The 24,325-nt window shown below is 71.0% G+C and carries 23 protein-coding genes, 2 tRNA genes and 1 pseudogene; 6 read left to right on the top strand and 20 right to left on the bottom strand.

Translation table 11 applies throughout. The features are described from left to right. The first annotated feature begins 15 nt into the window (after positions 1–15). Together N6H00_RS32865 and N6H00_RS32860 are read left to right on the top strand one after the other, a co-directional pair. Positions 16–2,223: an elongation factor G-like protein EF-G2 gene (locus N6H00_RS32865; protein WP_268975461.1), complete on the top strand. Its 2,208-nt coding sequence runs from the start codon at positions 16–18 to the stop codon at positions 2,221–2,223. 222 nt (positions 2,224–2,445) lie between these two features. Further along, complete coding sequence (locus N6H00_RS32860) at positions 2,446–4,098, top strand: hypothetical protein (protein WP_268975460.1); 1,653 nt, start codon at positions 2,446–2,448, stop codon at positions 4,096–4,098. A gap of 86 nt (positions 4,099–4,184) precedes the next feature. Here the strand turns inward: N6H00_RS32860 and N6H00_RS32855 are convergent, their stop codons facing one another. The 4 genes from N6H00_RS32855 to N6H00_RS32840 all read right to left on the bottom strand — a co-directional run bounded on the left by N6H00_RS32855 (position 4,185) and on the right by N6H00_RS32840 (position 8,733). Further along, entirely contained in the window at positions 4,185–4,763 is a 579-nt protein-coding gene (locus tag N6H00_RS32855; RefSeq protein WP_268975459.1) for an HIT family protein, read from the bottom strand. Between the two features lie 90 nt (positions 4,764–4,853). Continuing rightward, positions 4,854–6,833: a threonine--tRNA ligase gene (gene thrS / locus N6H00_RS32850; RefSeq protein WP_268975458.1), complete on the bottom strand. Its 1,980-nt coding sequence runs from the start codon at positions 6,831–6,833 to the stop codon at positions 4,854–4,856. A gap of 119 nt (positions 6,834–6,952) precedes the next feature. Beyond that, entirely contained in the window at positions 6,953–8,155 is a 1,203-nt protein-coding gene (locus N6H00_RS32845; protein ID WP_268975457.1) for a hypothetical protein, read from the bottom strand. Beyond that, entirely contained in the window at positions 8,155–8,733 is a 579-nt protein-coding gene (locus N6H00_RS32840; protein WP_443073109.1) for a DUF4365 domain-containing protein, read from the bottom strand. The genes N6H00_RS32845 and N6H00_RS32840 overlap by 1 nt, the downstream gene beginning before the upstream one ends. Before the next feature lie 160 nt (positions 8,734–8,893). Between N6H00_RS32840 and N6H00_RS32835 the strand changes: the two genes are divergently transcribed. Continuing rightward, positions 8,894–9,619, top strand: a complete 726-nt coding sequence (locus N6H00_RS32835) for a 3'-5' exonuclease (RefSeq protein WP_268975456.1) — start codon at positions 8,894–8,896, stop codon at positions 9,617–9,619. Positions 9,620–9,661: 42 nt separating this feature from the next. Here N6H00_RS32835 and N6H00_RS32830 read toward each other — a convergent pair whose 3' ends face one another. From N6H00_RS32830 to N6H00_RS32780, 11 genes and pseudogenes are all read right to left on the bottom strand, one after another. Next, the gene (locus N6H00_RS32830; RefSeq protein ID WP_268975455.1) at positions 9,662–10,033 is read right to left on the bottom strand and encodes a VOC family protein; all 372 of its coding nucleotides are present in this window, start codon (positions 10,031–10,033) and stop codon (positions 9,662–9,664) included. Between the two features lie 114 nt (positions 10,034–10,147). Then, positions 10,148–10,222: transfer RNA gene (locus N6H00_RS32825), tRNA-Val, on the bottom strand. Between the two features lie 187 nt (positions 10,223–10,409). Continuing rightward, positions 10,410–10,850, bottom strand: a pseudogene (locus N6H00_RS32820) (SRPBCC family protein); the annotation flags it as partial. A 39-nt stretch (positions 10,851–10,889) separates the two neighbouring features. Beyond that, a complete protein-coding gene (locus tag N6H00_RS32815; RefSeq protein ID WP_268975454.1) occupies positions 10,890–13,637 on the bottom strand; it encodes an exo-rhamnogalacturonan lyase family protein in 2,748 nt (915 codons plus the stop codon). A 105-nt stretch (positions 13,638–13,742) separates the two neighbouring features. Further along, on the bottom strand, positions 13,743–14,339 hold the full coding sequence (locus N6H00_RS32810) for a DUF624 domain-containing protein (protein ID WP_268975453.1): 597 nt from the start codon (positions 14,337–14,339) through the stop codon (positions 13,743–13,745). Between the two features lie 7 nt (positions 14,340–14,346). Beyond that, positions 14,347–15,204 carry a carbohydrate ABC transporter permease gene (locus tag N6H00_RS32805; RefSeq protein WP_268975452.1) on the bottom strand — a complete coding sequence of 286 codons (858 nt, stop codon included), beginning with the start codon at positions 15,202–15,204 and terminating at the stop codon, positions 14,347–14,349. Further along, on the bottom strand, positions 15,201–15,323 hold the full coding sequence (locus N6H00_RS32800) for a hypothetical protein (RefSeq protein WP_268975450.1): 123 nt from the start codon (positions 15,321–15,323) through the stop codon (positions 15,201–15,203). Before N6H00_RS32800 ends, N6H00_RS32805 begins: the two co-directional genes overlap by 4 nt. Continuing rightward, positions 15,320–16,321: a carbohydrate ABC transporter permease gene (locus tag N6H00_RS32795; protein ID WP_443073108.1), complete on the bottom strand. Its 1,002-nt coding sequence runs from the start codon at positions 16,319–16,321 to the stop codon at positions 15,320–15,322. The genes N6H00_RS32800 and N6H00_RS32795 overlap by 4 nt, the downstream gene beginning before the upstream one ends. An 11-nt stretch (positions 16,322–16,332) precedes the next feature. Then, positions 16,333–17,613 (bottom strand): ABC transporter substrate-binding protein, encoded by a 1,281-nt coding sequence (locus N6H00_RS32790; protein ID WP_268975449.1) that lies wholly within the window; start codon positions 17,611–17,613, stop codon positions 16,333–16,335. A 253-nt stretch (positions 17,614–17,866) separates the two neighbouring features. Then, positions 17,867–17,938 (bottom strand) — tRNA-Val (locus N6H00_RS32785). A gap of 66 nt (positions 17,939–18,004) precedes the next feature. Then, a complete protein-coding gene (locus N6H00_RS32780) occupies positions 18,005–18,460 on the bottom strand; it encodes a TIGR02611 family protein (RefSeq protein WP_268975448.1) in 456 nt (151 codons plus the stop codon). A 190-nt stretch (positions 18,461–18,650) separates the two neighbouring features. On the opposite strand from N6H00_RS32780, the gene N6H00_RS32775 reads away from it, so the two are divergent. After that, on the top strand, positions 18,651–19,064 hold the full coding sequence (locus N6H00_RS32775) for an SsgA family sporulation/cell division regulator (RefSeq protein ID WP_003959770.1): 414 nt from the start codon (positions 18,651–18,653) through the stop codon (positions 19,062–19,064). Positions 19,065–19,350: 286 nt separating this feature from the next. After that, positions 19,351–19,920 carry a CGNR zinc finger domain-containing protein gene (locus N6H00_RS32770; RefSeq protein ID WP_268975447.1) on the top strand — a complete coding sequence of 190 codons (570 nt, stop codon included), beginning with the start codon at positions 19,351–19,353 and terminating at the stop codon, positions 19,918–19,920. Positions 19,921–20,000: 80 nt separating this feature from the next. On the opposite strand, the gene N6H00_RS32765 is transcribed toward N6H00_RS32770, so the two are convergent. Next, complete coding sequence (locus tag N6H00_RS32765) at positions 20,001–20,174, bottom strand: hypothetical protein (protein ID WP_268975446.1); 174 nt, start codon at positions 20,172–20,174, stop codon at positions 20,001–20,003. A 68-nt stretch (positions 20,175–20,242) separates the two neighbouring features. Beyond that, entirely contained in the window at positions 20,243–20,701 is a 459-nt protein-coding gene (locus tag N6H00_RS32760) for a hypothetical protein (protein WP_268975445.1), read from the bottom strand. A gap of 131 nt (positions 20,702–20,832) precedes the next feature. Here N6H00_RS32760 and N6H00_RS32755 point away from each other — a divergent pair, with 131 nt between their 5' ends. Beyond that, entirely contained in the window at positions 20,833–21,348 is a 516-nt protein-coding gene (locus N6H00_RS32755; RefSeq protein WP_268975444.1) for a DsbA family protein, read from the top strand. A gap of 81 nt (positions 21,349–21,429) precedes the next feature. On the opposite strand, the gene N6H00_RS32750 is transcribed toward N6H00_RS32755, so the two are convergent. The 3 genes from N6H00_RS32750 to N6H00_RS32740 all read right to left on the bottom strand — a co-directional run bounded on the left by N6H00_RS32750 (position 21,430) and on the right by N6H00_RS32740 (position 24,269). Continuing rightward, positions 21,430–22,275: a GNAT family N-acetyltransferase gene (locus tag N6H00_RS32750; protein ID WP_268975443.1), complete on the bottom strand. Its 846-nt coding sequence runs from the start codon at positions 22,273–22,275 to the stop codon at positions 21,430–21,432. 114 nt (positions 22,276–22,389) lie between these two features. Then, positions 22,390–23,217, bottom strand: coding sequence for an aminotransferase class IV (locus N6H00_RS32745; protein ID WP_268975442.1), 828 nt, complete (start codon positions 23,215–23,217; stop codon positions 22,390–22,392). Then, positions 23,214–24,269: a chorismate-binding protein gene (locus N6H00_RS32740; protein ID WP_268975441.1), complete on the bottom strand. Its 1,056-nt coding sequence runs from the start codon at positions 24,267–24,269 to the stop codon at positions 23,214–23,216. The genes N6H00_RS32745 and N6H00_RS32740 overlap by 4 nt, the downstream gene beginning before the upstream one ends. Positions 24,270–24,325 lie beyond the last annotated feature (56 nt).

Raw genomic sequence — 24,325 nt, 5'->3', positions numbered from 1 at the left:
CGGGAGGCGAGACACATGGGCGACAAGACGAGTACACACCCAGGGGCCGCCGGAAGGGCAGTGGCGGCCGACCGGCCCAGCTCCCTGCGGAATGTGGTTCTGGTCGGCCACAGCGGGACCGGAAAGACGACGCTGGTGGAGGCCCTCGCGCTGGCGACGGGCGCGGTCAACCGGGCGGGCAGGGTCGAGGACGGCGGCTGCCTCTCGGACCACGACGAGATCGAACACCGGCAGCAGCGTTCGATCCAGCTGTCCCTGGTCCCCGTCGAATGGGACGGGATCAAGATCAATCTCCTGGATACCCCGGGCTACGCCGATTTCGTCGGGGAACTCAGGGCCGGTCTGCGAGCGGCGGACGCGGCCCTTTTCGTCGTCTCGGCCGCCCAGGACGCCCTGGGCATCACCGGGGCCACCCGCATGGTCTGGGACGAGTGCGCCGCGGTCGGGATGCCGCGCGCCATCGTGATCACACACCTGGAGGCGGCCCGCGCCGGCTTCGAGGAGATGACCGAGCTGTGCCGGGAGAGCTTCGGCGGCGACGACCCCGACGCCGTGCTGCCGCTGTACCTGCCGCTGCGGGGCGCGCCGGGGCCGGACGGGCACGCCCCCGTGACCGGGCTCATCGGGCTGCTCACCCAGCGGGTCTTCGACTACTCCTCGGGGGTGCGCACCGAATCGCCGCCCCGGGAGGACCAGCTGCCGCTGGTCGAGGAGGCCCGCGGCCGGCTCATCGAGGGGATCATCGCCGAGAGCGAGGACGAGACCCTCATGGACCGCTACCTCGGCGGCGAGGAGATCGACGTCAAGACGCTGATCGAGGACCTGGAGAAGGCCGTAGCACGCGGCAGCTTCCACCCCGTCCTCGCGGCGGCGCCCGCAGCCGAGGGGTCCAAACAGGGCCTGGGCACCACCGAACTGCTCGATCTGATGACCGGCGGCTTCCCCACCCCGCTGGAGCGCGAGGCGCCCGCCGTCACCACCCCGCAGGGCGCGCCGCGCCCGCCGCTGGTGTGCGATCCGGACGGTCCGCTGGCCGCCGAGGTCGTCAAGACCTCCTCCGACCCGTATGTCGGCCGGATCTCGCTGGTGCGGGTCTTCTCCGGCACGCTCCGCCCCGACGAGACGGTGCATGTGTCCGGACACGGTCTGGAGGACCGCGGTCATGAGGACCACGATGTGGACGAGCGGGTCGGCGCCCTGTCCACGCCGTTCGGCAGGCAGCAGCGCACCCTCGCCCAGGCCATCGCGGGCGATCTGGCGTGCGTGGCCAAACTGACCCGCGCCGAAACCGGGGACACGCTCTCGGCCAAGAACCAGCCGCTCCTCATGGAGCCCTGGCAGATGCCCGATCCGCTGCTGCCGGTGGCCATCCAGGCGCACAGCAAACCGGACGAGGACAAGCTGTCGCTGGGCCTGTCCCGGCTGGTCGCCGAGGACCCGACGATGCGCCTGGAGCAGAATCCGGACACCCACCAGGTGGTGCTGTGGTGCCTGGGCGAGGCGCATATGGATGTGGCGCTGGAGCGGCTGCGCAGCCGGTACGGCGTCCAGGTGGACGCGGTGCCGTACAAGGTCTCGCTGCGCGAGACCTTCGCGGCGAAGTCCGCCGGGCGCGGCCGTCACGTCAAGCAGTCGGGAGGGCACGGGCAGTACGCGATCTGCGAGATCGAGGTCGAGCCGCTGCCGGAGGGCTCGGGCATCGAGTTCGTGGACAAGGTCGTCGGTGGCGCGGTGCCCCGGCAGTTCATCCCGTCCGTCGAGAAGGGCGTGCGCGGCCAGGCGGCGCGCGGCGTCGCCGCCGGCTACCCGCTGGTCGACGTGCGGGTCACGCTGCTGGACGGCAAGGCGCATTCGGTGGACTCCTCCGACGCGGCCTTCCAGACGGCGGGTGCGCTCGCGCTGCGCGAGGCGGCCGCCGACGTCCGGATCGACCTGCTGGAACCGGTGGTGGAGCTGGGCGTGCTGATCTCGGACGACTACGTCGGCGCCGTGATGAGCGATCTGTCCGGGCGGCGCGGCCGGGTCGTCGGCACCGAACAGTCCGGCCGTGGACAGACCTTGATCAAGGCGGATGTGCCGGAGATCGAGATCGGTCGGTATGCGGTCGATCTGCGATCGCTGTCGCATGGCACGGGACGGTTCAGCCGCTCCTACGCCCGGCATGAGCCGATGCCCCATCAGCTGGCCGAGCGGATGCGCGAACACGTCGCCGCCGAGGCGTAGTTCACGTCGCCGCCGTGGCGTAGTTCACGGCCCCTCCGTGGCGTACGTCACGGTTCCGCCCGCCCCGGACGCGCCGGGGCGGGTGGACCTCCGCCGCCGGCTTTCCCGGACCGTTTTCTCCACCAGGGTTTTCCACAGGCCGCACACGCCCTGGCGACAGGCGGTGCACACCCCGGATACGCTGAGGTCGCAGCGCAAGAGCGTGCCGTATTGGGGGCGTTGGTGACGGACGGATTCGATTTCAGTCCCGGGGCGCAGGTTCCCCTCTCGGGGGCGGCGGGACAGACGGCGGCGACCCAGGCACTCGCCTCGGCCGCCTACCGCGACGACCCCGTGGCAAAGCTGCTCGAGGCCAACTCGGAGTGGACCGTCTCGGAGGTCAAGGCCCCGAGGATGTCGCTCTTCGAGCCGAATCTGGGCGAGGCGTTCGCGCGCGCCGTCCAGACGAGAATGCTCGGCGGCGGCCGGGGCCAGGTGATCCAGTCCTTCGGCATGGAGCCGCAGACGGTCGTCGAGCACTGTCTGGCCGCCAACCGCATCCGCAAGACCCGGGACGCGCGGCTCACCGCCGTCATGGTGATCTTCGGGCTGCTGTTCCTGCCCGGGACGCTGCTCTGGCTCGGCGCCTTCCAGCTGCGCCGTTCGGTCGCCGGGGCCCAGGACAAGCGGATGGGGGCGCTCGGCACGGCGCTGCTGCTGGCGCTCGGCATCATGGTCCTGATCTTCCTGATCAAACTGCCCTTCAGCGGCTTCTGGGGGATCTATCTGCGGGGCGTCGTGGTCGCCCCGGTGATCGGCTGGTACATCGCCAAGCAGATCTGCGAGCGCACCGCCAAGGAGCTCCGGGACGCCTGGGGCGGGCTGCTCTCGGGCGGCGGCATAGGCGCCAAGGTGCCCGAGACGGTGCCCAACCACCCGGGCCAGACCGCCGCCGAGGAGCTGCGCAAGTCGCTCCACAAGCTCACCGCCGAGCAGCACAGCAATGTGGTCTTCTACGCCGGCCCCAAGGGCATATTGGGCATGGGCACCCGCTGGGGCAGCTGGCAGCTGGCCGAGGACCTGGTCTCGGCCGATCCGGACAAGGAGATCGACCCCTTCCGCAGCTGGGACGTCATACGGGCGATCCATGACCAGCTGCGCATGCTGGAGCGTACCCCGCTGCACACCGGCGGCTTCCCGCCGCCTTCCGTGCGCCACTGGGTGGTCTCGCCGATCGGTGAGGGGGCCAAGTCGGTCTCGCGCGGCGGCACCTCCGAGGAGGAGGGCTTCCAGATAAAGGGCGTGGACCTCCAGCGGATCTGCGACACACAGCAGTTCGGCGCCGGTGACCGGCACTATCTGGGTGTGCAGTTCGTGCTCTGGGACGGCCAGTTGGTGATCACGCTGATGATCACGGTGACCCTGCTGCACAAGACGCTGCGGATCGAGGTCACCGGGCACGCCCTGGGGCCGGTGCACCCGATGTTCACCAGCAAGCCCTCGGCGCCCAGCAAGACCGTCGCCAAGCCGATCCGGTTCTGGGAGACCAAGTCCATCCCGCTGCCGCTGGTGAACGCCAAGGAGGTGGTGCGGCTGGCCGCGCGCGCCCCCTTCACCTGGTACCCGCCGATCCTGGACCACCTGGGCGGCAAGCTGGTCCTGCCCGAGCCGTTCGGTCTGCGGCATGCCTGGGCGGACAAGCCGTGGCGGCACCGGTTCATGGCGGACGATGCCCTGCGCGCCGCCACCCCGGTGCTGCGGGTGGTCCATGAGGCGGCCATCGGGGTGCTCAAGCGCCACGGCGTGGACACCGAGCGCTTCGGCAACCGCTCGCTGGCGCTCAGCGGCCAGATCCAGGAGGCGGCCCCGAAGAAGGCCGATCTGTACGACGCATAGGGCCGCGTAAGGCCGCAACCGCACGAGAAGGCCCCGGCCATGCGGCCGGGGCCTTCTCGTTTCGCCTGCCGGGTCCGTGCCCGTGCTTAAGCCTCCGCCTCCGCCTCTGCCTTCGGCCAGGCGTCGGCGAGCAACCGGCGGGTGTCGGCGAGGAGTTGCGGCAGCACCTTGGTGCGGCCGATGACGGGCATGAAGTTGGTGTCCCCGCCCCAGCGCGGCACCACATGCTGGTGCAGATGCGCCGCGATCCCGGCGCCGGCCACCGTGCCCTGGTTCATCCCGATGTTGAAACCGTGCGCACCCGAGGCGGTACGCAGCGCGGTCATGGCGGCCTTGGTGTATTCCGCCAGCTCGACCGTCTCCTCGGCGGTGAGATCGGTGTAGTCGGCGATGTGTCGGAACGGGACGACCATCAGGTGGCCGCCGGTGTACGGGTACAGGTTCAGCACGGCGTACACGGAGCGACCGCGGGTGATGATCAAGCCGTCCTCGTCGGACTTCTCCGGAATGGAGCAGAACGGACAGCCATCGCCCGCACCCGGGCCGGTCGGCTTGTTCTCCCCCTGGATGTAGGCCATCCGGTGGGGCGTCCACAGGCGCTGGAACGCGTCAGGCGTCCCCACTCCGATCTGCTGTTCCGGCTCACTCGTCATGCGGGCCAGCATATTCGCCCAGCAGGGGTGAGGAAGAGCCGAGGGGCGGCCCTGCTCGGGGCCGCCCCTCGGAATCCCGGCCTCCGTGGAGACCGCTGTGGATCAGACCTGGATCCGGCGCTCCACGGCGTCGGTGATCTCGGCCAGCGCCTGGTCGATCGGGATGCCGTTCTTCTGCGAGCCGTCGCGGTAGCGGAAGCTCACCGCGCCGGCTGCGATGTCCTCGTCACCGGCGATGATCATGAACGGCACCTTGGACTTCTGCGCGTTCCTGATCTTCTTCTGCATCCGGTCCGAGGACGAGTCCACCTCCATCCGCAGGCCCTTCGCCCTGGCCTGCGCGGCGAACTCCTCCAGATACGGCACATGGCCGTCACCGATCGGGATGCCGACCGCCTGGACCGGGGCCAGCCACGCCGGGAAGGCGCCCGCGTAGTGCTCCAGCAGGACCGCGAAGAAGCGCTCGATCGAGCCGAAGAGCGCCCGGTGGATCATGACGGGCTGCTGCCGGGAGCCGTCCGCCGCGGTGTACTCCAGCTCGAACCGGGCCGGCTGGTTGAAGTCGAGCTGGATGGTCGACATCTGCCAGGTACGGCCGATCGCGTCCCGCGCCTGGACCGAGATCTTGGGGCCGTAGAAGGCCGCGCCGCCCGGGTCCATGACCAGCTCCAGGCCCTGCTTCTCAGCGGCCTTGCGCAGCTCCTCGGTGGCCTCTTCCCACTGCTCGTCGCTGCCCATGAACTTGTCGGAGTCGTCCCGGGTGGACAGCTCCAGATAGAAGTCGCTCAGGCCGTAGTCGCGGAGCAGGTCCAGCACGAAGGTGAGCAGGCTGTCGAGCTCATCGGCCATCTGCTCCTTGGTGCAGTAGATGTGCGAGTCGTCCTGGGTGAAGCCGCGGGCCCGGGTCAGGCCGTGGACGACGCCGGATTTCTCGTAGCGGTAGACCGTGCCGAACTCGAACATCCGCAGGGGCAGCTCGCGATACGACCGCCCGCGTGCCCGGAAGACCAGGTTGTGCATCGGGCAGTTCATGGCCTTGAGGTAGTAGTCCTGGCCCTCGAACTCCATGGGCGGGAACATGCCGTCCATGTAGTGCGGCAGATGGCCGGAGGTCTCGAAGAGGCGCGCCTTGGTGATGTGCGGGGTGTTGACGAACTCGTACCCCGCCTCCTCGTGCCGCTTCCGCGAGTACTTCTCCATCTCCTTGCGGATCACGCCGCCCTTGGGGTGGAACACCGCCAGGCCCGAGCCCAGCTCGTCGGGGAAGGAGAACAGGTCCAGCTCCGCGCCCAGCTTGCGGTGGTCGCGCTTCTCGGCCTCGGCGAGGAAGTCCAGGTACGCCTTCAGCTCGTCCTTGGTCGGCCAGGCGGTGCCGTAGATCCGCTGGAGCTGGGGGTTCTTCTCGCTGCCCCGCCAGTAGGCGGCGGCGCTGCGCATCAGCTTGAAGGCCGGGATGTGCCGCGTGGTCGGCAGGTGCGGACCACGGCACAGGTCCTTCCAGCACAGCTCGCCGGACTTGGCGTCGAGGTTGTCGTAGATGGTCAGCTCGCCCGCGCCGACCTCGGCCGACGCGCCCTCGGCGGCGTCCGCGGCCGCCCCCTTGAGCCCGATCAGCTCCAGCTTGTACGGCTCGGCGGCCAGCTCCTCGCGCGCCCCCTCGTCGGTGACCACGCGGCGGGAGAAGCGCTGCCCCCGCTTCTGGATCTCCTGCATCTTCTTCTCGATGCGCTTGAGGTCCTCCGGGTGGAACGGGGTCTCCACGTCGAAGTCGTAGTAGAACCCGTCCTTGATCGGCGGGCCGATGCCGAGCTTCGCCTCCGGGTACAGCTCCTGCACGGCCTGGGCCATGACATGCGCGGTGGAGTGGCGCAGGATGTCCAGACCGTCCTGGCTGGTGATCTCCACCGGTTCGATCTCGTCGCCCTCGGCCGGCTGGTACGCCAGATCCTTGAGCTGCCCGCCCACGCGCACGGCGACGATCGAGCGGTCGCCGGCGAAGAGGTCCGCCGTCGTAGTGCCCGTGGCCACCACACGTTCTTCCCGCTCGGAATCGCGTTGGATGATCACACGGACGTCTGACACCGGTCTCTCCTGACTGAAGGATGGCTCCCCGCGGCGAATACCGCGCAGCGTGAATCGTACCGAGCCGACGGGTGCGACCGCGAAACGGTGGTACGGGCCCCTACGGCCCGGGGCGGCGGTCAGGGGCCGCCGCCGCACGCCTCCTCGAAGAAGTCCAGGTTCTCCTGGAGCGACTTGACCAGCCGGTCCCGCTCGGCCTCCTCCACCTGGACCGGGGTGACGCCGGTGGCTCCGCTGAGCCGGCGGAAGCCGCCGCGGCTCTCCAGCCGTCCCCGCACCCGGATCGGCAGCCCCACCAGATGGGCATGGCCGGCGATGCGGTAGTCGTCCTCCTCCAGGGTGATCCGCACCTGTGCGACATCCGCCCCGGACAGCACCCGCAGCCGCACCGTCCCGGGTCCGCCGGGGCCGGTACGGCGCAGCCGTACCACCGCGCCGGTGATCAGCACCGGCAGAGAGGGCTCGTCCCGGACGTAGCGGGCCCCCGCCTCCCGCAGCCCCGGGAGATCGCCGGGCGAGAACTCCACCGGATCGGGCCGGGCGGCGAACCCTGGCGGCGGACCGGCGGCCGGTGCCCACTCCAGCGCCACCCGAGCCCCTTCCGTGCCCTGGACCAGCGCGATCACCGCATCGGTCAGCTCCCGGCACACCCCCGCCGCGACCGCCGCGTCATACGCCTCCATGCCGCCCGTCGCCCGGTGGTAGTCGGCGGCGTCACGGAGGGCGTACAGCGCGCGCAGCAGGGTGACGGAGGTGGCGCGGCCGTCCTCCGCGACAGGCACGAAGACGGTCAGCTCACGGCCGCCGGACTCCGCGCCCGAGGGCCCGGTCAGCACCCGCTCCAGCCACGCCTCGGCGGCGCGGCGGTGCCGGGCGCCGTAGTAGCCCGCGCGGCCCCGGGTGGCGAGCGCACCGGCCAGCAGGGTGTCGCGGGCGGCGGTGCGCAGCCGCTCCTGTGCGGTCCAGGCGGCGGTGCCGCCCGGGGATTCGGGCACCTCGCGGCGCCAGCGGATCTCGTCGCCGGGCACGGCGAGTGCGGTGAGCACCTCACGGGCGGAGGGGGCGGCGCTGCGGCTGAGCGCCATCAGCGCCTCGCCGAGCAGATCGCCGCTGTCGGGGAAGTCCCGGCTCTCGGGCACCAGCAGGCTGGTGCCGCCCGCGAGGCGGCCCGGCGGGGTCCACCGGGCGTAGTGCCCCGGGGCGCCGCCGCGGCGGCGCCAGCCGTGCCGGGCGAGCAGCGCGCCGAGGACGGCCGGGTCGACCGTGTCGGGGTGCGGGACCGGCGGGGGTGCCGGGGCGTCCTGCGGCCACGGTCGGTCCATCACGGTCTCCCTCCCGCCCCGACCCGGTTCATGATCTCGCAGAGCGCGCGGTCGTCGAAGACGCGTGCGATCGGGATCCGCACGGTGGTCCGCCGGCGGCCCGTGATCGGGTGGCCGGCCAGGTTGATCCAGTAGCAGCAGTGGCGCAGGGACAGGCGGTCATGACCGGCCCGCAGCCAGTCCTCCCGGCGGCGCGGCACGATCATCACGACGAGGATCTTGTGCACGGACACCGGGCTGCGGGCGAGCTTGACCAGGTGGTCGTTGTCGAGGGTGAACGCGAAGGTCGGCCCGGGAGGGTCCGGCGCGATCTGGTGCGTGGCCTTCAGCTGCACCTTGATGGTGACTTCGTCGTCCACGGCGTGACCGGGCGCGCTGTGACTGACATGCCAGTCGATGCCGTGGTCGGGGAAGGGCTGGGCCAGTGAGCAGCCGGCGGCGGCCGCCACCGCGTGCAGATAGCCCACCTGGAGGGTCTCCATACAGGCGGTGGTGGCGATCTGGCCACGCACGGGAGGTGGTCCGCTCAGGGCGAGACCGCTCGCCATCGGGGCCGGGTCGGGTTGCGCGAGCGTCATGTCCGTGACGCCTTCCGGTCGTCGCCGGCTCGTACATCTGTGTTGTCTCCCCGTCAGGACCTCGGCAAACAGCGGCGGTTCGGGCTGCTCGCTCCGGGTATCACCTGGTCGGGGCGGGGTGCAGATGTCATCGACGGGAAGCGCACGAGGAGTTGAGGCCATGCCGTCCTGGTTCGAGGGGCCGCTCGCCGCGTTTGACACGGAGACCACGGGTGTCGATGTCGAACATGACCGGATCGTGTCGGCGGCCCTGGTGGTGCAGCGCGGGACCGGAAGTCTGCCGGAGGTCCGGCGCTGGCTGGTGAGTCCGGGGGTGCCGGTGCCGCCGGCCGCCACCGAGATACACGGTCTGACCGATGCCCATCTTCAGCATCACGGCAGATGGCCGGCGCCGGTGATGGACGAGGTGGCGCGGGCGATAGCGGAGCAGACCGCGCGGGGCACCCCGCTGGTGGTGATGAACGCGCCGTTCGATCTGACGTTGCTGGACCGCGAGTTGAAGCGGCATCGCAACTCCAGCCTGGCGGGCTATCTGTCGCTGCGGTCGCTGAGCGTTCTCGATCCGCGGGTGCTGGACAAGCATCTGGACCGCTATCGCAAGGGCCGCCGCACCCTGATCGATCTGTGTGCGCACTACGGCGTGGAGCTGACGGGCGCGCATGACGCGGCGGCGGACGCCGCGGCCGCGCTGAACGTCGTCCGGGCGGTGGGCCGCCGGTTCGCCTCCCGCCTGGAGACCCTGACCCCCGCCGAGCTGCACGCCCGCCAGACGGTCTGGTACGCGGCGCAGGCCCGCGGACTCCAGGCGTGGTTCGCGCTCAACGGCTCGGACGAGGTCTGCGATCCGGCCTGGCCGCTGCGGCCCGACCTCGCGGCCGCCGCCTGACGTCCGGCTCTCGCTCCGCCGCACGGGCTGAGCGCGGACGCTTCAGCCCTTGCGGAGCGAGAAGGGGTGGCCCGCCGGGTCGGAGTAGATCCGCACATCGCGGGGGCCGCCGTTGTGCTTGGTGTCCAGCGGCCGCGCGCCCAGGTCGACGACCTGGCGCTCCGCGGCGTCGATGTCCTCCACCAGCAGGTCCAGATGGGCCTGCTGGGAGTCGTCCGGCCGCGGCCAGCTCGGCGGGGCGAAGCCGTGGTCCCTGAGGAACGCCATCCGCGAACCGCCGGGTGCGACGATCTCGACCCGGTCGGGGGTGGTCAACGGCTGGATCTGCGCGCCGAGCACCTGGGCGTAGAACTCGGCGAGTTCTTCGGGTTCGGCACAGTCCAGGGACAGGACGGCTGCGCTCGCTACGGCCATGAGTTCCCCTCCACTTCGTCACCCACGGAAGTTTTATCCGGATACCCAGCTCCGGGCCGCACAAGCACACAGACATGAGGCCGGGCCGCCTGCTGGCGGCCCGGCCTCATCGGGTGGTGGGCGATACTGGGTTCGAACCAGTGACCTCTTCGGTGTGAACGAAGCGCTCTCCCACTGAGCTAATCGCCCGGGTTGTTCTCCTCGGGGTCCTCCCCGGTGGAACGACCTGAACAATACAGGTCGCGGCGGGTTTGGTTCAAACCGCGTTTCCGCCGGAGGGCCCGGAGTGCTCGGAGGCCGCCCAGGGAGTCTCAGTCGCCCCGGGAGTCTCAGTCGCCCCGGTCGCCCGGAGAGTCTCCGTCGGCCCGGCGGCCCGTGCGGCGAGGTGTGCCCGCAGCCCCCGCCGCCCGGAGCGCATCATCAGGGCGTGGTTGGCCCGGAAGACGGGGCGGCCGGGGAGCGCGAGGCGGCGCAACAGCGGTTTGCGGGCCACCACCTCCTGTTCGAAGCGGGCGCGGGTGCCGGTGTCCTGGGCCATGACCGTCCAGCGCACCCATCCCTCCAGATCGCCGGAGAGGCGGATCTCCAGTACACCGGCCGCCGGGTCCTGACGTGCCTCACTGACGGTCACTCGCAGGTCGTACGGGACGACGGAGCGGAAGCGGGCGGCGCCGCTGCGCTCGTCGATCCGCCGGACCTCACGGACCTGGGGCCACCACCGCGGATAGTCCTCGGCGTTCGCCAGCGCCGCGAAGACGGCGGCGGGCGGAGCGTCGAGGTCCCAGCGGCTGTGGAAGCGGTAGTGGCACCAGTCCATGCCCCCAGTGTGGTCGGCCGGTGGCGGCCGGCGCCAGCTCTAGCCCGGCAGCTTGTCGCTGACGAGCGCGAGGTTCTGGATCGCGGCGAGGCCGTACTGGGCGGTGGCGTTGGTGCTCACCCAGGCCGCCTCGACGCCGGGCTCCAGCACGTCCGGGCCTTCGAGCTCGACCGTCTTCCAGCTGGTGGTGGTGTCCGGGTAGCCGTCGCCCTCGTGGTACTCGGTGAACTTCCGCCAGGCGCGGGCGGCCAGCTCGTCGTCCTTGAGCTGGACGGCGGCGTAGGCGTCGAGCCGCGAGTGGCCCTGGACCAGGATCAGGGAGCCGAAGTCGGCGCCGTAGCGGGCCTTCTGCTCGGCCTTGGTGGCGTTGAAGTAGCGGCAGTAGTCCAGCCATGCCTCCTTGAACTTGGGCATGTCGATGAGGTCGATCACCTCGGCGCAGACCTCGACCAGGCCGAAGACCGCGGACAGATGGGAGACGCTGACCTTGGGCTCGTCGTCGATCGCGTACCTGCCGGTGTCGAGGTCGTACAGGCCGCTGCCCTGGACGAAGCCGTTGGGCTGGGCCGCGATGGTCTCCATGGTGGAGCGCAGCCGCGCCTCGGCCTTCTTCGCCTTGGGGCCGCGCCGCTCCCATTCGGTGAGCCAGGCACCGGCCAGACCGCTCCAGTCGGTGCCGAAGCCGATGGACAGGGCGTGCGGGTCGGGCTCGTAGTCGGGGTCCTCGCGGACCTTGCGCTGCGGATCGAGGACGAGGAACGTCTCGTCGGAGTCGACGAGGGCGTGCATGATGTCGCCGACCCGCTCGTCCGCGGTGAGGAAGTAGTAGTAGCGGCGGTACAGGGCGGTGGAGATGCGCTGCTGTTTGGCGCTGTCGGCGAAGTGCTGGACGCCGTGCCGGGTGCCGAGCCCGGCCCATGTGCCGAGGTGGTAGGCGTCGACCTCGCCGGTGTGCCGGGTCATGGTTTCGGCGAAGCGGAAGATGTCGGAGCGGCCGGAGCGCAGATACGCCAGCCACAGCCACAGATCGGGGGAGAGCTCGGAGTTGTCCCAGGCGTAGCCTCCGACGTCGTACCGCCACTGGTGCCGGTCGCCGTCGTAGGTGTGCATGATGTCGCCGTAGTCCCAGAAGCCGTACCAACGGCGCTGTTCGACCTGGCCCTTGTGGTAGTCGAAGAGGAAGTCCAGCCGGTTCTCGATCTTCGCCTTGGCGGGGGTCGAGCGGTCGACGGGAGCGAAGAGGCCGCCGAAGACCTTGGCGCGGGCCAGATCGGCGGGACCGGCGGCCAGTTGGGGCGGGGTGCGCACGGCGGCGGCCTGCCGGACGAGGGTGCCGGCGTCGGGGGTGGCCGCGTTGGCCCAGAAGGTGAGTTCGCTGGTGCGGGCGATGCCGTACGGGGTGCCGAAGTCCGGTTCGTAGTCCTCGTAGGTGATCTGGAGGCCCTCGAGCTGTTCCGGGTAGGTGTCCTGGCCCAGGCCGTCGTGGTAGAAGCGCAGGTCCATGGGCTGGGCCTCGGGCGACCAGAGCCACAGGGTGACCTCGGCCTCGTCCCCGGCGGCGCCGCGGATGTCCAGCTGGGCGGGGAACTTCTCCCAGAAGTCGCGCAGTCCGAAGGAGAGTCCGCCGCTGACGCCGCCGACATAGCCGAAGCCGTTCGCCCGGCGTCCGCCGCCCGCGGCGATCCAGCCGTGGCCGGGCTTGGTGCGCTTGCGCAGGGTGAAGCCATCGGCGGAGAGCTGGGAGAGGGTGTAGTCGCCCCAGGTGGGGATGAGGTGCAGCCGGGAGGTGACGCGCTGGTCCCAGGTGGCCGGGTCGGGCAGCCTCTCGCCCTTCACCTGGGCCGTGCGGACGCCCGCGCCGGGGTCGCGGCGCAGCCCGGTGACGCCCTTGACGGCCTCGGTGAGGAACCCCTTGCCCTCGCCCGCGATACGGATGTGGCGGTCGTACGCCTCGTCGCGCATCGGTACGGAGAAGCGGACGCCGAGACCGCGGATGAAGTCCTTGTTCTGATCGCCGTCGTAGGTAATCGTGTGCACCATGCGGAAGGAGTCGGCGCCCGCGTAGAAGTAGAGCCGGACGCTGAAGGGGAGCCAGCCGCGGCGGCCCTTGCGGTGGTTGCCATCGATACGGACGACGGCGCGGACGGGGCCCCTCTGCTCGACCTCGGTCCCGCTGATCTCGCCGTCGAACCGCTCCCAGGCGGCGCTGCCCTGATCGCCGTCGTCGAGGCTGCCCTGGCGGAGCAGGACCAGCCGGCCGTCGCGGGCGATCTCGGTGGAGCCACGGGTGACGGTGCGGACGAGCTTCTTCCCGTCCTTGCCGATCACGGCCTTGATCACCCCGGTGTCGACGGTGATCCCGCCGCCGCTCTCGGAGACGGTGACCTTCTTGGCGGGCGCGGCGGGCTTGCCGGTGGTGAGCTGGTAGGCGCTGCCGGTGAGGCCCTCCCCCGCCGCGTGAGCGGTCCATTTGAGGGAGCCGTCGGGCCAGTAGGCGGTGGCCCAGGTCTGGAGCGGCACCTCCTTGCCGTCGGCGGTGGTCAGCGTGAACGTCCGGTCGCCGGGGTGGGCGCCCTTGGGCCAGGGGACGCCGAAGGTGGAGCCCGCGGCCGCGCCCAGACCGCCGTCCTCCAGCCAGGTGATGTCCACGGGCTCGCCGGCGGACTTCCTCGCGGGACTGTCGGCGGCGGCCTTCGGGGCGTTGCCGGCGAGCAGCCAGGAGAACGGCACGGCGGCGCCGGTGACGGCGGCGGCCTTGAGGAGGTCGCGTCGGGGGATCGGGGGCATGTTCGCTTCACCTTTCGTACGGGGGCGGGTGGGTGAACGAGGTCAGGGCAGGTGCATGACATACGTGCGTCAGGCGGCGGAGGGCTGAGGGCGGACGGCGCCGGATCAGGCGCGGGCGCGCCGCTCCACCGCGACCGCACAGCCCGCGAGGGCGCCCATGGCCGGGGCGATCAGCGGCAGCATCTGCCAGGCGGCGACGGCGAGCACCGCGAGCCCGCCGACGAGCAGCAGCGATCCGCCGGGGTCGGCGGCCAGGCCCTGGCGGGCGGCGGTACGGGCGGCGGCCGGCCAGGGGGTGCCGGGCCGCCGTACCGCCGCCGTGCGCAGCCCGAGGACGATCACCGCGAGCAGGCCCGCCACGCTCACCGCGATCAGCGCGGGCCCGCCGGGCAGCGCCCCCGAGCGGGCCACCCGCAGATCGAAGGCGAGCAGTGCGAGCGCCGCCCACCACAGCAGGGAGAACCGCCAGCCGCTCCGGGTCGCCTCCCGCAGCCCCGCGAGGAAGTCCCGCCAGGTGGACCGCTCCCCGTCCAGATGGCGCCGCAGATGCGCACAGCCGGCCGCGAAGGCGGGCAGCACGGTGATCACCGGCAGCGCGGCGAGCACCACCCACACGCCGGTCAGCAGGCATTCGGCGAACAGGGCGAAGCGCAGCGGGCCGCGCGTGGGCCGCTGCACACCGCGTACGGCGGCTTCTGTCATGGCGGTCTCAGCCCTTCAGTCCGGAGGTCGCCGCGCCCTCGACCAGATAGCGCTGGAAGGCGAGGAAGAACAGCAGCACCGGCAGCAGGGCGACGAGCGACATCGCGACCATGCCTCCGTAGTCGGCGACGGAGTCCTGGTCGATGAAGAGCTTCAGGCCCATCGAGACCGTGTACTTGTCCGGTTCGTTGAGATAGAGCAGGGGTCCGATGAAGTCGTTCCAGGACCAGATGAAGGTGAAGATCGCGCTGGTGATCAGGGCCGGACGGCACAGCGGCAGCACGATGCTCCAGTAGATGCGCGGATGGCCGCAGCCGTCCAGCCGGGCCGCCTCGTCCAGCTCCCGGGGCAGCCCGCGCATGAACTGCACCATCAGGAAGACGAAGAAGGCGTCCGCCGCCAGGTACTTGCCGAGCAGCAGCGGCACATAGGTGTTGATCAGGTCCATTTTCTGGAACAGGATGTACTGCGGAATGATCAGCACCTGGAACGGCAGCAGCAGGGTGGAGATCATGAGCGTGAAGAGCGCGTTCCGCCCCGCGAAGCGGATCCTGGCGAAGGCGTAGGCGGCCAGTGAGCAGGAGAACAGCACGCCGATCACCGAACCGGCCGCCAGGATCAGTGAGTTGGTGAAGAAGGTCGAGATCGGCACGTCCGCGATGCCGTCGCCGAGCCGGCGGTAGTTGTCGACGATCGGATCGGTGGGCAGCAGCTGGAGGCTGCCGATGATCCGGTCACCGGGTTTGAACGAGCCGCCGATCACCCACACCACGGGGTAGAGGAGCACCGCCAGCACGGCGAGCGCCCCCACATGCCAGATCACCGAGCGCGCCCGGCGGCGCCCGGCCGTCGCAGACGCACTCACGACGCCTCCCGCTCGGTCCCGGCGCGCTCCGCCGCACGGGCTTCCTTCGTCACCGCTCGCTCCTTGGTCGCCGCGTGGTTCCTCAGTCCGGCCCGCGCGGCGCCCCGGCCCGCGCTCACCTGGCGTCCTCCTCGTAGTGCACCCAGCCGCGCTGGGTCTTGAACAGCACCGCGGTCACCAGGCCGATGCCGAGCATCAGCATCCAGGCCATCGCGGCGGCGTAGCCCATGCGCAGATTGTGGAAACCCTGCTCGTAGAGGTACCAGCCGTAGACCAGCAGGGAGTCGCCCGGTCCGCCGGTGTTGGTGCCCGACCCCGCGATCACCACCGCCGAGGTGAAGACCTGGAACGAGTGGATGAGCTCCAGCAGGAGGTTGAAGAAGAGCACCGGGGAGATCATCGGCAGGGTGATGGACCGGAACCGGCGCCAGCGGCCGGCGCCGTCCATCGCGGCGGCCTCGTACAGCTCGTTCGGCACCTGCTTCAGCCCGGCCAGGAAGATCACCATCGGCGCGCCGAACTGCCAGACGGTGAGGGTGATCAGTGTGGGCAGCGCCCAGTCCGGGTCGCCGATCCAGCCGCCGACGTCCCAGCCGAAGAGACTCATGGACTTGTCGACGATCGCGTCGTCGTTGAAGATCGCCCGCCAGACGATGCCGATGCTCACGCTGGCGCCGATGAGGGAGGGGGCGTAGAACGCCGAACGGTAGAAGCCCTGGCCCTTGCGGGGCTTGACCAGCAGCAGCGCCACGGCGAGCGCCGCCGCCAGCTTCAGTGGGGTGCCGATCAGCACGTACTTCAGCGTCACCTGGACCGAGGTCCACCAGCGGTCGTCCTCGAGCAGGTCCTGGAAGTTCTGCAACCCGATCCACTGGGGCGAGTCGAAGAGGTTGTAGTCGGTGAACGCCAGATAGAGCGAGACGAGCATCGGGCCGAGGGTGAGCAGCAGGATTCCGATGCACCAGGGGGTCAGGAAGAGATAGCCCGCGAGGGTCTCCCGGCGGCCCTGCCGCCGCCCCGCCGCGGGGGCGGCACCGGGGCCCGGGGCGGCCTTCGCCCCGGACGTCCCGGTGGGAGGCCGCACCCCGTCCGCCGCACGCGTCGTGGTCGGTGTCACGGAAGCTCTCCTCACGACCCGAGCGCGGACTCGGCCTCGTCGAAGAACTGGTCGACCGCCTTGTCCATCGAGGCCTGTCCCAGCGCGACCTGGGTGTAGATCCTCAGGAAGGCGGCCTCGGCGACATCGGCGCCGGCCGGATGCGGGGTGATCGGCTCGAGTTCGGCGCTGACGCTCTTCTCATACGCGGCGATCTTGGCGTCGACGCCCTGCGGCTTGTACGCGTCGTACTGGGCGGTGGTCGCCGGGATGCCGCGGTTGTAGCCCATGATCTTGCCCACCTCGGGGTCATGGGTCATGAAGTCGATGAACTGGGCTACTTCCTTGGGGTGCTGGGTGCGGGCGGAGCCGCTGAGCATCAGTGAGGAGAGGTACTGGCCGGTCCGCCTGCCGTCGGTGGTCGGGATCGGCCCGAGGTCGAGGGTGGTCTTGGTCTCGGCGGCGAAGCGGACCAGGAAGTTGTCCCAGGTGAACTCGGCGGCCGACAGATCGGCACTGATCGACGCCTTGGGCTTGGCCTGCTCGGACTTCTTGCCCGGCACCAGCTCATCGGCCTTGGCGTGCTGCTGCCACAGGTTCCACCACTGCGTGAGGTCGTCCTTGGTGAAGCCGAGCTTGTCGTCCTTGGTGAAGAACGCCTCGCCGTTCTGCCGCAAATACAGGTCGTACAGATACATCACATTGGCGTTGTCGCTCGCGCCGTAGAGCGTGCCGTCGCTCTTGCGTACCTTCTTGGCGGCCGCGAAGAAGTCGTCCCAGGTCCAGCCGTCCTCGACGGTCACCCCGGCCTTCTTGAAGGCGTCCGGGTTGTAGAAAAGGGCGAAGGTATTGGCGCCGACCGGCACGCCGAGGAGCTTGCCGTCGATATCGCCGGCCTTCTCCAGCCCGTCGCGGAAACCCTTCAGGCTGAGGTTTCCCGCCTTGGCCTGACCGTTGAGGTCCAGGAGCAGGTTTTTGTCACCGTATTTGCGCAAGAACGCGTAGGAGTTCTGGAAGACGTCCGGAGCGTTTCCGCCCGCGGCCTGGGTGTTGAACTTGCTCCAGAAGTCGGTGTATTCCGAGAAGTCCGTCTTCACCGTGATGTTCGGATGTTCCTTCTCGAACAGCTCCACCGTCTTCTGGATCAGCTCGGCGCGATCCTTGGCGCCCCACCAGGAGTAGCGGATGGTCACCTTGCCGCCTCCCGAGCCACTCCCCCCGCCGCAGCCGGCGGCCAGCAGCCCCAGCGCGGCCACCGCGGCCGCGGCCGCCCGGAGCCCTCTTGCCCTCGCCGTCCATCGCCGAGCACCCATGCACGCCCCTCCCGGGCAGGTCGTCCGACCGCCCCCACAACTTGAAACGTTTTAGGCAAGCGCTTGCCGGGACAAGTTATGGACCGGCGACGCCTACGTCAACGGTTCGGACAGGATCGATCGGATCGGCTGAAGCGCCTCGACGAAAGCGCTTGGGGCGAACGCCGCCGGCCATCCGCCACCGGACACCTTCGGACATGCGACAACGCCGAGGGCCCGGAAGGCTGATGCCTTCCGGGCCCTCGGTCCAGGGTGGGCGATACTGGGTTCGAACCAGTGACCTCTTCGGTGTGAACGAAGCGCTCTCCCACTGAGCTAATCGCCCTGGCGCACGGCCAACATTAGCGTATGCCGGACCGTGCTCATGACCAGCCCTACGACCCGGGGCCGGTCACTGCTCGATCTTCCACGGCATCACGACGCCGAACTTCCATACGTAGACCGACACCGCCGCCGCGCAGACGACCACGGCGATCGTGGTCAGTATGAGATTGCGCCGGCGCACCCTCGGGTCCAGCGCACGGTGCGCCGCCTCGGTCACCTTGCGCTTGGTCCAGGCCAGCACCAACTGGGCCCAGACGAACTCGGTCGCCCAGATCGCCATACCGGCGAAAATCACCAGCCACCCCGGACCGGGCAGCGGCAGCATGACGATGCCCACGCCCACGACCGCGAGGCCGACGATGAACACTCCGACCTGCCAGCTCAGGTGGAGCGGGCGCGACCGCTGGATGAACCGCGGTGCCCGGGAACCCAGCACCGGCCCCTTCGTCGGCGCGTCGTCCCCCGTCGCGGCATGCGGCACCGATTCGGAGCCCCCCTGCCGCCCGTCACTCTCCGCGTTCATGTGACCCAACTTACCCGATCGCCCGAGCTCACCGGAACGGCGGTAGCGGCCGCCCCGGAGCTGGGCCGCATGAGCTACCAGAAGCGCCGCAAAACGGTCAGAGGGGTTTACAACGGCACCGTAGGTGGCATGTCGATTTCGCCGACGTGCGAATCCCCGAGCGCACACTGAGCGAAAGGCCCTGGCGCTTATGAACACCACGGTCAGCTGCGAGCTGCACCTGCGCCTCGTTGTGTCGAGCGAGTCCTCACTGCCTGTACCCGCGGGCCTGCGGTATGACACGGCCGACCCTTACGCCGTGCACGCCACCTTCCACACCGGAGCCGAAGAGACGGTCGAATGGGTGTTCGCCCGCGACCTTCTCGCCGAGGGCCTGCACCGGCCCACCGGCACCGGCGACGTCCGTGTGTGGCCGTCCCGCAGCCACGGCCAGGGTGTGGTCTGCATCGCCCTGAGCTCTCCGGAGGGGGAGGCACTGCTCGAAGCCCCGGCGCGGGCCCTGGAGTCGTTCCTGAAGCGAACCGACGCCGCGGTGCCACCCGGCACCGAGCACCGTCACTTCGACCTCGACACGGAGCTCTCCCACATCCTGGCGGAGAGCTGACACCCGGCGAGAGCTGAGCGCTCGGCCGTCCGACTCGGGGAGACGGCGCGAAGCCGGGACGCGACATCCGCAACATACCGGTACTGACCATTCCGACCACGGCAATCACGACAACGGCAGAGGCAGGCGACGGTGCCGTCGCCGCGGCACCGTCCGCGGTGACGGCACCGTCCTGTGTACGCGCGGCACCGCCGGATGAACACCCGGGGCCCCGGCAGGGCTAGAGTCGGGCAGATCGAGGGCAGCCCAGGGGCAGCCGCCGACCCAGCCGGCCAGGGAGCCAACCGTGCTGATCAACCACGACACCCGGTGCGCGCTCGACGTGGTCGTCGATCTGGTGAACACCGCGCCCGAGGGCGCGGACCGGGACGACCTCGCCGACGTCCCCGCACTGCGCCGGTTCGTCGAGCGCAATGACATCAGCGACATCGGCGCGCTCGGGGAGCGCGACCTCACCGCCGTCCGGGCCGTGCGGGCCCGGTTCGCCGAGGTCTTCGCGGCGGCCGGGAACGAGGCCGCCGGCCGCCGTACCGCCGAGCTGCTCAACGCGATGATCGCCGCGGCCGGGACCACGCCCCGGCTCACCGACCACGACGGCTACGACTGGCATGTGCACTACTTCGCACCCGGTGCCTCGCTGGCCGACCACCTCGCCGCCGACGGCGGCATGGCGCTGGCCTTCCTCGTGGTGGCGGGCGAGCGGGAGCGGCTGCGCCGCTGTGACGCGCCGGACTGCCGGCACGCCTTCGTGGATCTGTCCCGAAACCGCTCCCGGCGCTACTGCGACAGCCGTACCTGCGGCAACCGGCTGCATGTCGCCGCGTACCGCGCCCGGCGCCGGGAGGCCGCGAGCTGACCGCGCACACCCGGCGGTCGGGGGCCGGGCGGCCGGGACAGGGGTGGGCCGCCGCCTCACCACCGGCAGGGGTCGCCGCCTCACCACCGGTACAGGTCGTGGACGGCGGTCACGAAGAGCAGGGTGCCGATGAACGCCAGGAACAGCATCAGCGGCGGCTGCGAGAGGGCGAAGAGACAGCCACGGGGCTCGTCGCTCGGCGGAACAGGGGGTCCTTCGATGGGGGATTGCTCCCCGGGCGGTGATTGCAACATCTCGCGGAGATCATGACCCAGCCCCGGCCCCGCCTGCGACCAGTGATCGTTTTTTGACCGGTCGCTGGTCAGATCCCGTGCTTTTTGAGTATGGCCTCGATGTCGGAGAAGTCATCTGTGCCAGAGCTCGTTCCGCCCCTGGCCTCGGACCTTCCCGCCGCCTTGACCCCGGTGGCCCCTCGGCCGGGCCCCAGGGCGGGCTCCGAGGCGCCCGCGGAGAGCCCGGTCCGTTCGGCCGCGGCCGCCGCGCGCCGCTCCTTACGGGTGCCGCCGGAGCGGCGCTCGGCAGCCCGGTTGATCATGAACAGCACCCAGGAGAGGCCGAGCACGCCGAAGCCCGCCCAGACGGTCGGCTGGAAGACCAGGTTGGTCACCCAGTCCAGGACGCCGGTCAGCGCCAGGCCCAGCGGGATCAGGGCATAGGCGGCGATCCGGGTCGCGGCCAGGAACCGCTTGCGGTACGCGGTCAGCCCGGCGATGCCCAGACCGGCCGCGGACAGCGCGGCGCACACGGTGTCGGTCAGCATCGTTCCTCCCGCGACTGGGTTCCGGTATGTCCATCGTGCACCCCTTAAGGCGGCGTGGGCCATGGCCCCGGCCCGGGATCAGGGACATCTCCGGGTACGGAGCAGGGGCCGGGGGCTGGAAGACTGGCCCCATGAGCCACACCGACCCCTCCCCCCGCCCCGTGCTCGACGTCTGGTGCGAGTTGCAGTGCCCCGACTGCCGTACCGCCCTGGCCGATCTGCGCGCGCTGCGCGACCGCTTCGGGGACGCCCTGGACATCCGGCTGCGCCACTTCCCGCTGGAGCGCCACCGGCACGCCCACGCGGCGGCTCAGGCGGCCGAGGAAGCCGCCGCCCAGGGGCACGGCTGGCCGTATGTCGAGGCGGTCCTGGAGCGCGCCGAGGAGCTCGGGACGCGCGGTGAGCCGCTGCTGGTGGAGGTGGCCCGGGAACTGGGCCTGGACGCCGAGGAGGTGGACACCGCGCTGATCGACGGGCGGCACATCCTCATCGTGGACGCGGACCAGGCCGAGGGCCGGGCGATCGGGGTGACCGGCACCCCGACGTATGTGATCGGCGGCGAACGGCTCGACGGCGGCAAGAGCCAGGAGGGGCTGCGGGAGCGCGTCGAGGAGATCGCCGCCCGCCTCGTCGCCGAGCGGCCGTAAGAGCCGTAAGGACGTAAGGGCCCGGGAGACCCTGGAGGCCCGGGAAGGCCCTCGAGGGGCCCCTGAGCGGCGCGCCCGGCCCTAGAGCAGCGGCTTGTAGAGCTGGTATTCGACCGGCTCGTAGCCCAGCGACTCGTACAGCCGCAGCGCCGGAGTGTTGCCGCCGAAGACGTGCAGGCCCAGGCTGCGCGCCCGGTGGGCCAGGGTCGCGCGCTCGGCGGCCAGCATCAGCGTGCGGCCGTGCCCCCGGCCGCGGTACTCCTCGGCGACCTCGACGGCGTAGACGTACGCCTCCCCGCGCTCGGCGGCGTCGGGCTCCCCCGTACGCAGCGCGACCCAGACGGTGCCCACGTCCGTACCGCCGTGGGCGAGGACGCGCAGCAGGGCGCCCGGGGTGGCCGGGCCCTGCGGCAGCAGCGTCCCGTAGTCGGTGTCCGCCTTGGTGTCGGCCTGCTGCCGGGTGAGTCCGCGCTCCAGGAGATTGGCGATGTACCCGGCCCGCTCATGGGCATACCACGCCGTGTAGTCGGCCTCCGCCAGGGGACGTATCGCGCTGCCCTGGGGCAGCTCGGGCGGCTCCGTGAGCCGCTTGAGCATGTTGCGGCCGCGCTCGCGGTAGCCGAGCGCGGCCGCGAGCCCGAGGGCGGTCGTGGCCGGGGCGGGGACGCTCACCACCAGCTGGGCGCAGCCCCAGCCGCGCAGTACCTCCTCGGCGGCGAGCGCGGCGACCGTGCCGCGGCCCCGGTGCCGCTCGGCCTCGTCGATGTCGAGCCGCTCGATACGCCCGGCCTCCGGGCCCAGACGGGCGTCGGTGGCCAGGCGGACGGAGCCGACGGGGCGGCTGTTGACGCACACCTCGTACGAGCGGGCACGCCCGCCGCCGTCGGTGCGCTGTTCGGGCGCGGTGGGTCGCAAAGTGGTGGTCACGAGGGTGTTTCTACCGGCCCGCCGGGCATTCGACACCCGTTTTTCCGGCGCGGACCCGCCGCTGCCGCCGGATCACGGGTCGCTGCCGCCGGATCAGGGGTCGCTGCCGCCGGATCAGGGGTCGATGTCGGCGGCCGCCCGCTCGGTGAAGATCCGCATGGCCTCGGCGGTGACCGGTCCGGGGGCGCCGGGCACAGCGCGGCTGTCCACCCGGTGCACGGCCTGTACGTCGCGGGTGGTGGAGGTCAGGAAGACCTCCTCGGCCCGGTCCAGCGCCTCCAGCGGCAGGTCGGTCTCCTTCGCGCCCACCCACTCCAGCACCAGGGCACGGGTGATCCCCGCGAGGCAGCCGGAGGAGAGCGGCGGGGTGTGCAGTTCGCCGTCGAGGACCACGAAGACGTTGGAGCCGGTGCCCTCACAGAGCGCGCCGACCGTGTTCCCGAAGAGGGCCTCGGTGGCGTTCTGTTGCCGGGCGCGGGCGAGCGCGACCACGTTCTCGCCGTAGGAGGTGGTCTTCAGACCGGTGAGCGCCCCGCGCTCGTTACGGGCCCAGGGGACGGTGACCACGGCCGTGGAGTCGGCCGGGCGGGCCGCCTCGACCAGGGCGACCACCAGCGTGGGGCCGGCCGTGCCCCGGTCGGAGCCGAGCGGCGAGAAGCCGCCGGTGTAGGTGATCCTCAGCCGCCCGAACGGCACCGGATTGGCCCTGAGCACCTCCTCGCAGCCCCGCCGCACCTCGTCCGCGTCCGGCTCGGGGAGCCCCAGGCCCTCGGCGGAGCGGGCCAGCCGCCGCAGATGGCGGGTGAGGGCGAACGCCCGCCCCTCGGTGGCCTTGACGGTCTCGAAGACGCCGTCGCCCACCGTGAGCCCATGGTCGAATACGGACACCCTGGCGCTGTCCGGGTCGCAGAGGGATCCGTCGAGCCAGATGGCCGGTTTCATCGCGTCGCCCTTCCCGTCGGCTGCTGTACACCCGACGCTACCGTGAGCAGCCGGGCGGCCTTGAGTTCCGTTTCGTCCCATTCGCGCTCCGGGTCGGAGCCCCAGGTGATGCCCGCCCCGGTGCCGAACCGCAGCACGGCCCCGGCCGGGCCGCGGTCGATCCAGAAGGTCCGTATCCCGACCGCCAGCTCACCGGTGCCGCGGTCGGCGTCGACCCAGCCGATACCGCCGCAGTACGGGCCGCGGGGCGCGGTCTCCAGCTCCGCGATGGCGCGCAGCGCGCTGGACTTGGGCGCGCCGGTGACCGAGCCGGGCGGAAAGGCGGCCGCGAGCAGCTCGGGCCAGCCGGTGCCGGGGGCGAGCTCGCCGCGCACCGTGGAGACCAGGTGGACCAGACCCGGGTGCGGCTCGACCGCGCAGAGCGCCGGGACGGTCACCGAGCCGGTGGCACAGACCCGACCCAGGTCGTTGCGGACCAGGTCCACGATCATCACGTTCTCGGCGTGGTCCTTCTCCAGCAGGTCCTCGGGGCGGCGGCCGGTGCCCTTGATGGGGCCGGACTCCACGGTGCGCCCGACCCGCCGCAGGAACAGCTCGGGCGAGGCCGTGGCGACCTCCACCCCGTGGCCCGGCAGCCTTACGGTGCCCGCGTACGGAGCGGGGTTGCCCAGGGCCAGCAGCGCGGTCAGCGCGTCCACATCGGCTCCGGCCGGATCGGGCAGCGGCGCGGACAGCACCCGGCAGAGATTGGCCTGGTAGACCTCGCCGGCCGCGATACGGCGCCGGACGCTCCGCACGCCCGCGGTGTAGGCGGCCCGGTCCAGTGACGAGCTCCACTCACCGGCCGCGGGGCCGCGCCAGCCGCCGGGCACGGGGGCCGGCACCGGCTCGGTCCGTACGTTCCCGAAGCGAGCGCAGACCAGACGGCCCTCGAAGTCCGCGACAACGGCCCAGAAACCCTGGGTGTCCAGGGCCGACGGGTCGCTGGTGACCTCGCGCAGATCGGTGGCGAGCAGTCCGCCGAAGCGGGCGAGCGGGGGCAGGTCGGGCACGGTTGCGAGTCTATGGCGCCCAGGTCAGGGCGGCCTCGGGAGGGAGTGCGGCGCGC

The organism is Streptomyces sp. S465 (genome assembly GCF_026898115.1).
Classification (GTDB): Bacteria; Actinomycetota; Actinomycetes; order Streptomycetales; family Streptomycetaceae; genus Streptomyces; species Streptomyces luomodiensis.
This window is presented reverse-complemented; position numbering and strand designations above follow the sequence as displayed.

Coding starts and splice junctions, on each gene's coding strand:
- N6H00_RS32760 (WP_268975445.1), bottom strand. CDS start 20,701: ATGCTGACCGACACCGTGTGCGCCGCGCTGTCCGCGGCCGGTCTGGGC.
- N6H00_RS32775 (WP_003959770.1), top strand. CDS start 18,651: ATGAACACCACGGTCAGCTGCGAGCTGCACCTGCGCCTCGTTGTGTCG.
- N6H00_RS32790 (WP_268975449.1), bottom strand. CDS start 17,613: ATGGGTGCTCGGCGATGGACGGCGAGGGCAAGAGGGCTCCGGGCGGCC.
- N6H00_RS32780 (WP_268975448.1), bottom strand. CDS start 18,460: ATGAACGCGGAGAGTGACGGGCGGCAGGGGGGCTCCGAATCGGTGCCG.
- N6H00_RS32755 (WP_268975444.1), top strand. CDS start 20,833: ATGAGCCACACCGACCCCTCCCCCCGCCCCGTGCTCGACGTCTGGTGC.
- N6H00_RS32830 (WP_268975455.1), bottom strand. CDS start 10,033: ATGGCCGTAGCGAGCGCAGCCGTCCTGTCCCTGGACTGTGCCGAACCC.
- N6H00_RS32865 (WP_268975461.1), top strand. CDS start 16: ATGGGCGACAAGACGAGTACACACCCAGGGGCCGCCGGAAGGGCAGTG.
- N6H00_RS32765 (WP_268975446.1), bottom strand. CDS start 20,174: ATGTTGCAATCACCGCCCGGGGAGCAATCCCCCATCGAAGGACCCCCT.
- N6H00_RS32745 (WP_268975442.1), bottom strand. CDS start 23,217: ATGAAACCGGCCATCTGGCTCGACGGATCCCTCTGCGACCCGGACAGC.
- N6H00_RS32835 (WP_268975456.1), top strand. CDS start 8,894: ATGCCGTCCTGGTTCGAGGGGCCGCTCGCCGCGTTTGACACGGAGACC.
- N6H00_RS32845 (WP_268975457.1), bottom strand. CDS start 8,155: ATGGACCGACCGTGGCCGCAGGACGCCCCGGCACCCCCGCCGGTCCCG.
- N6H00_RS32840 (WP_443073109.1), bottom strand. CDS start 8,733: ATGACGCTCGCGCAACCCGACCCGGCCCCGATGGCGAGCGGTCTCGCC.
- N6H00_RS32815 (WP_268975454.1), bottom strand. CDS start 13,637: ATGCCCCCGATCCCCCGACGCGACCTCCTCAAGGCCGCCGCCGTCACC.
- N6H00_RS32810 (WP_268975453.1), bottom strand. CDS start 14,339: ATGACAGAAGCCGCCGTACGCGGTGTGCAGCGGCCCACGCGCGGCCCG.
- N6H00_RS32855 (WP_268975459.1), bottom strand. CDS start 4,763: ATGCTGGCCCGCATGACGAGTGAGCCGGAACAGCAGATCGGAGTGGGG.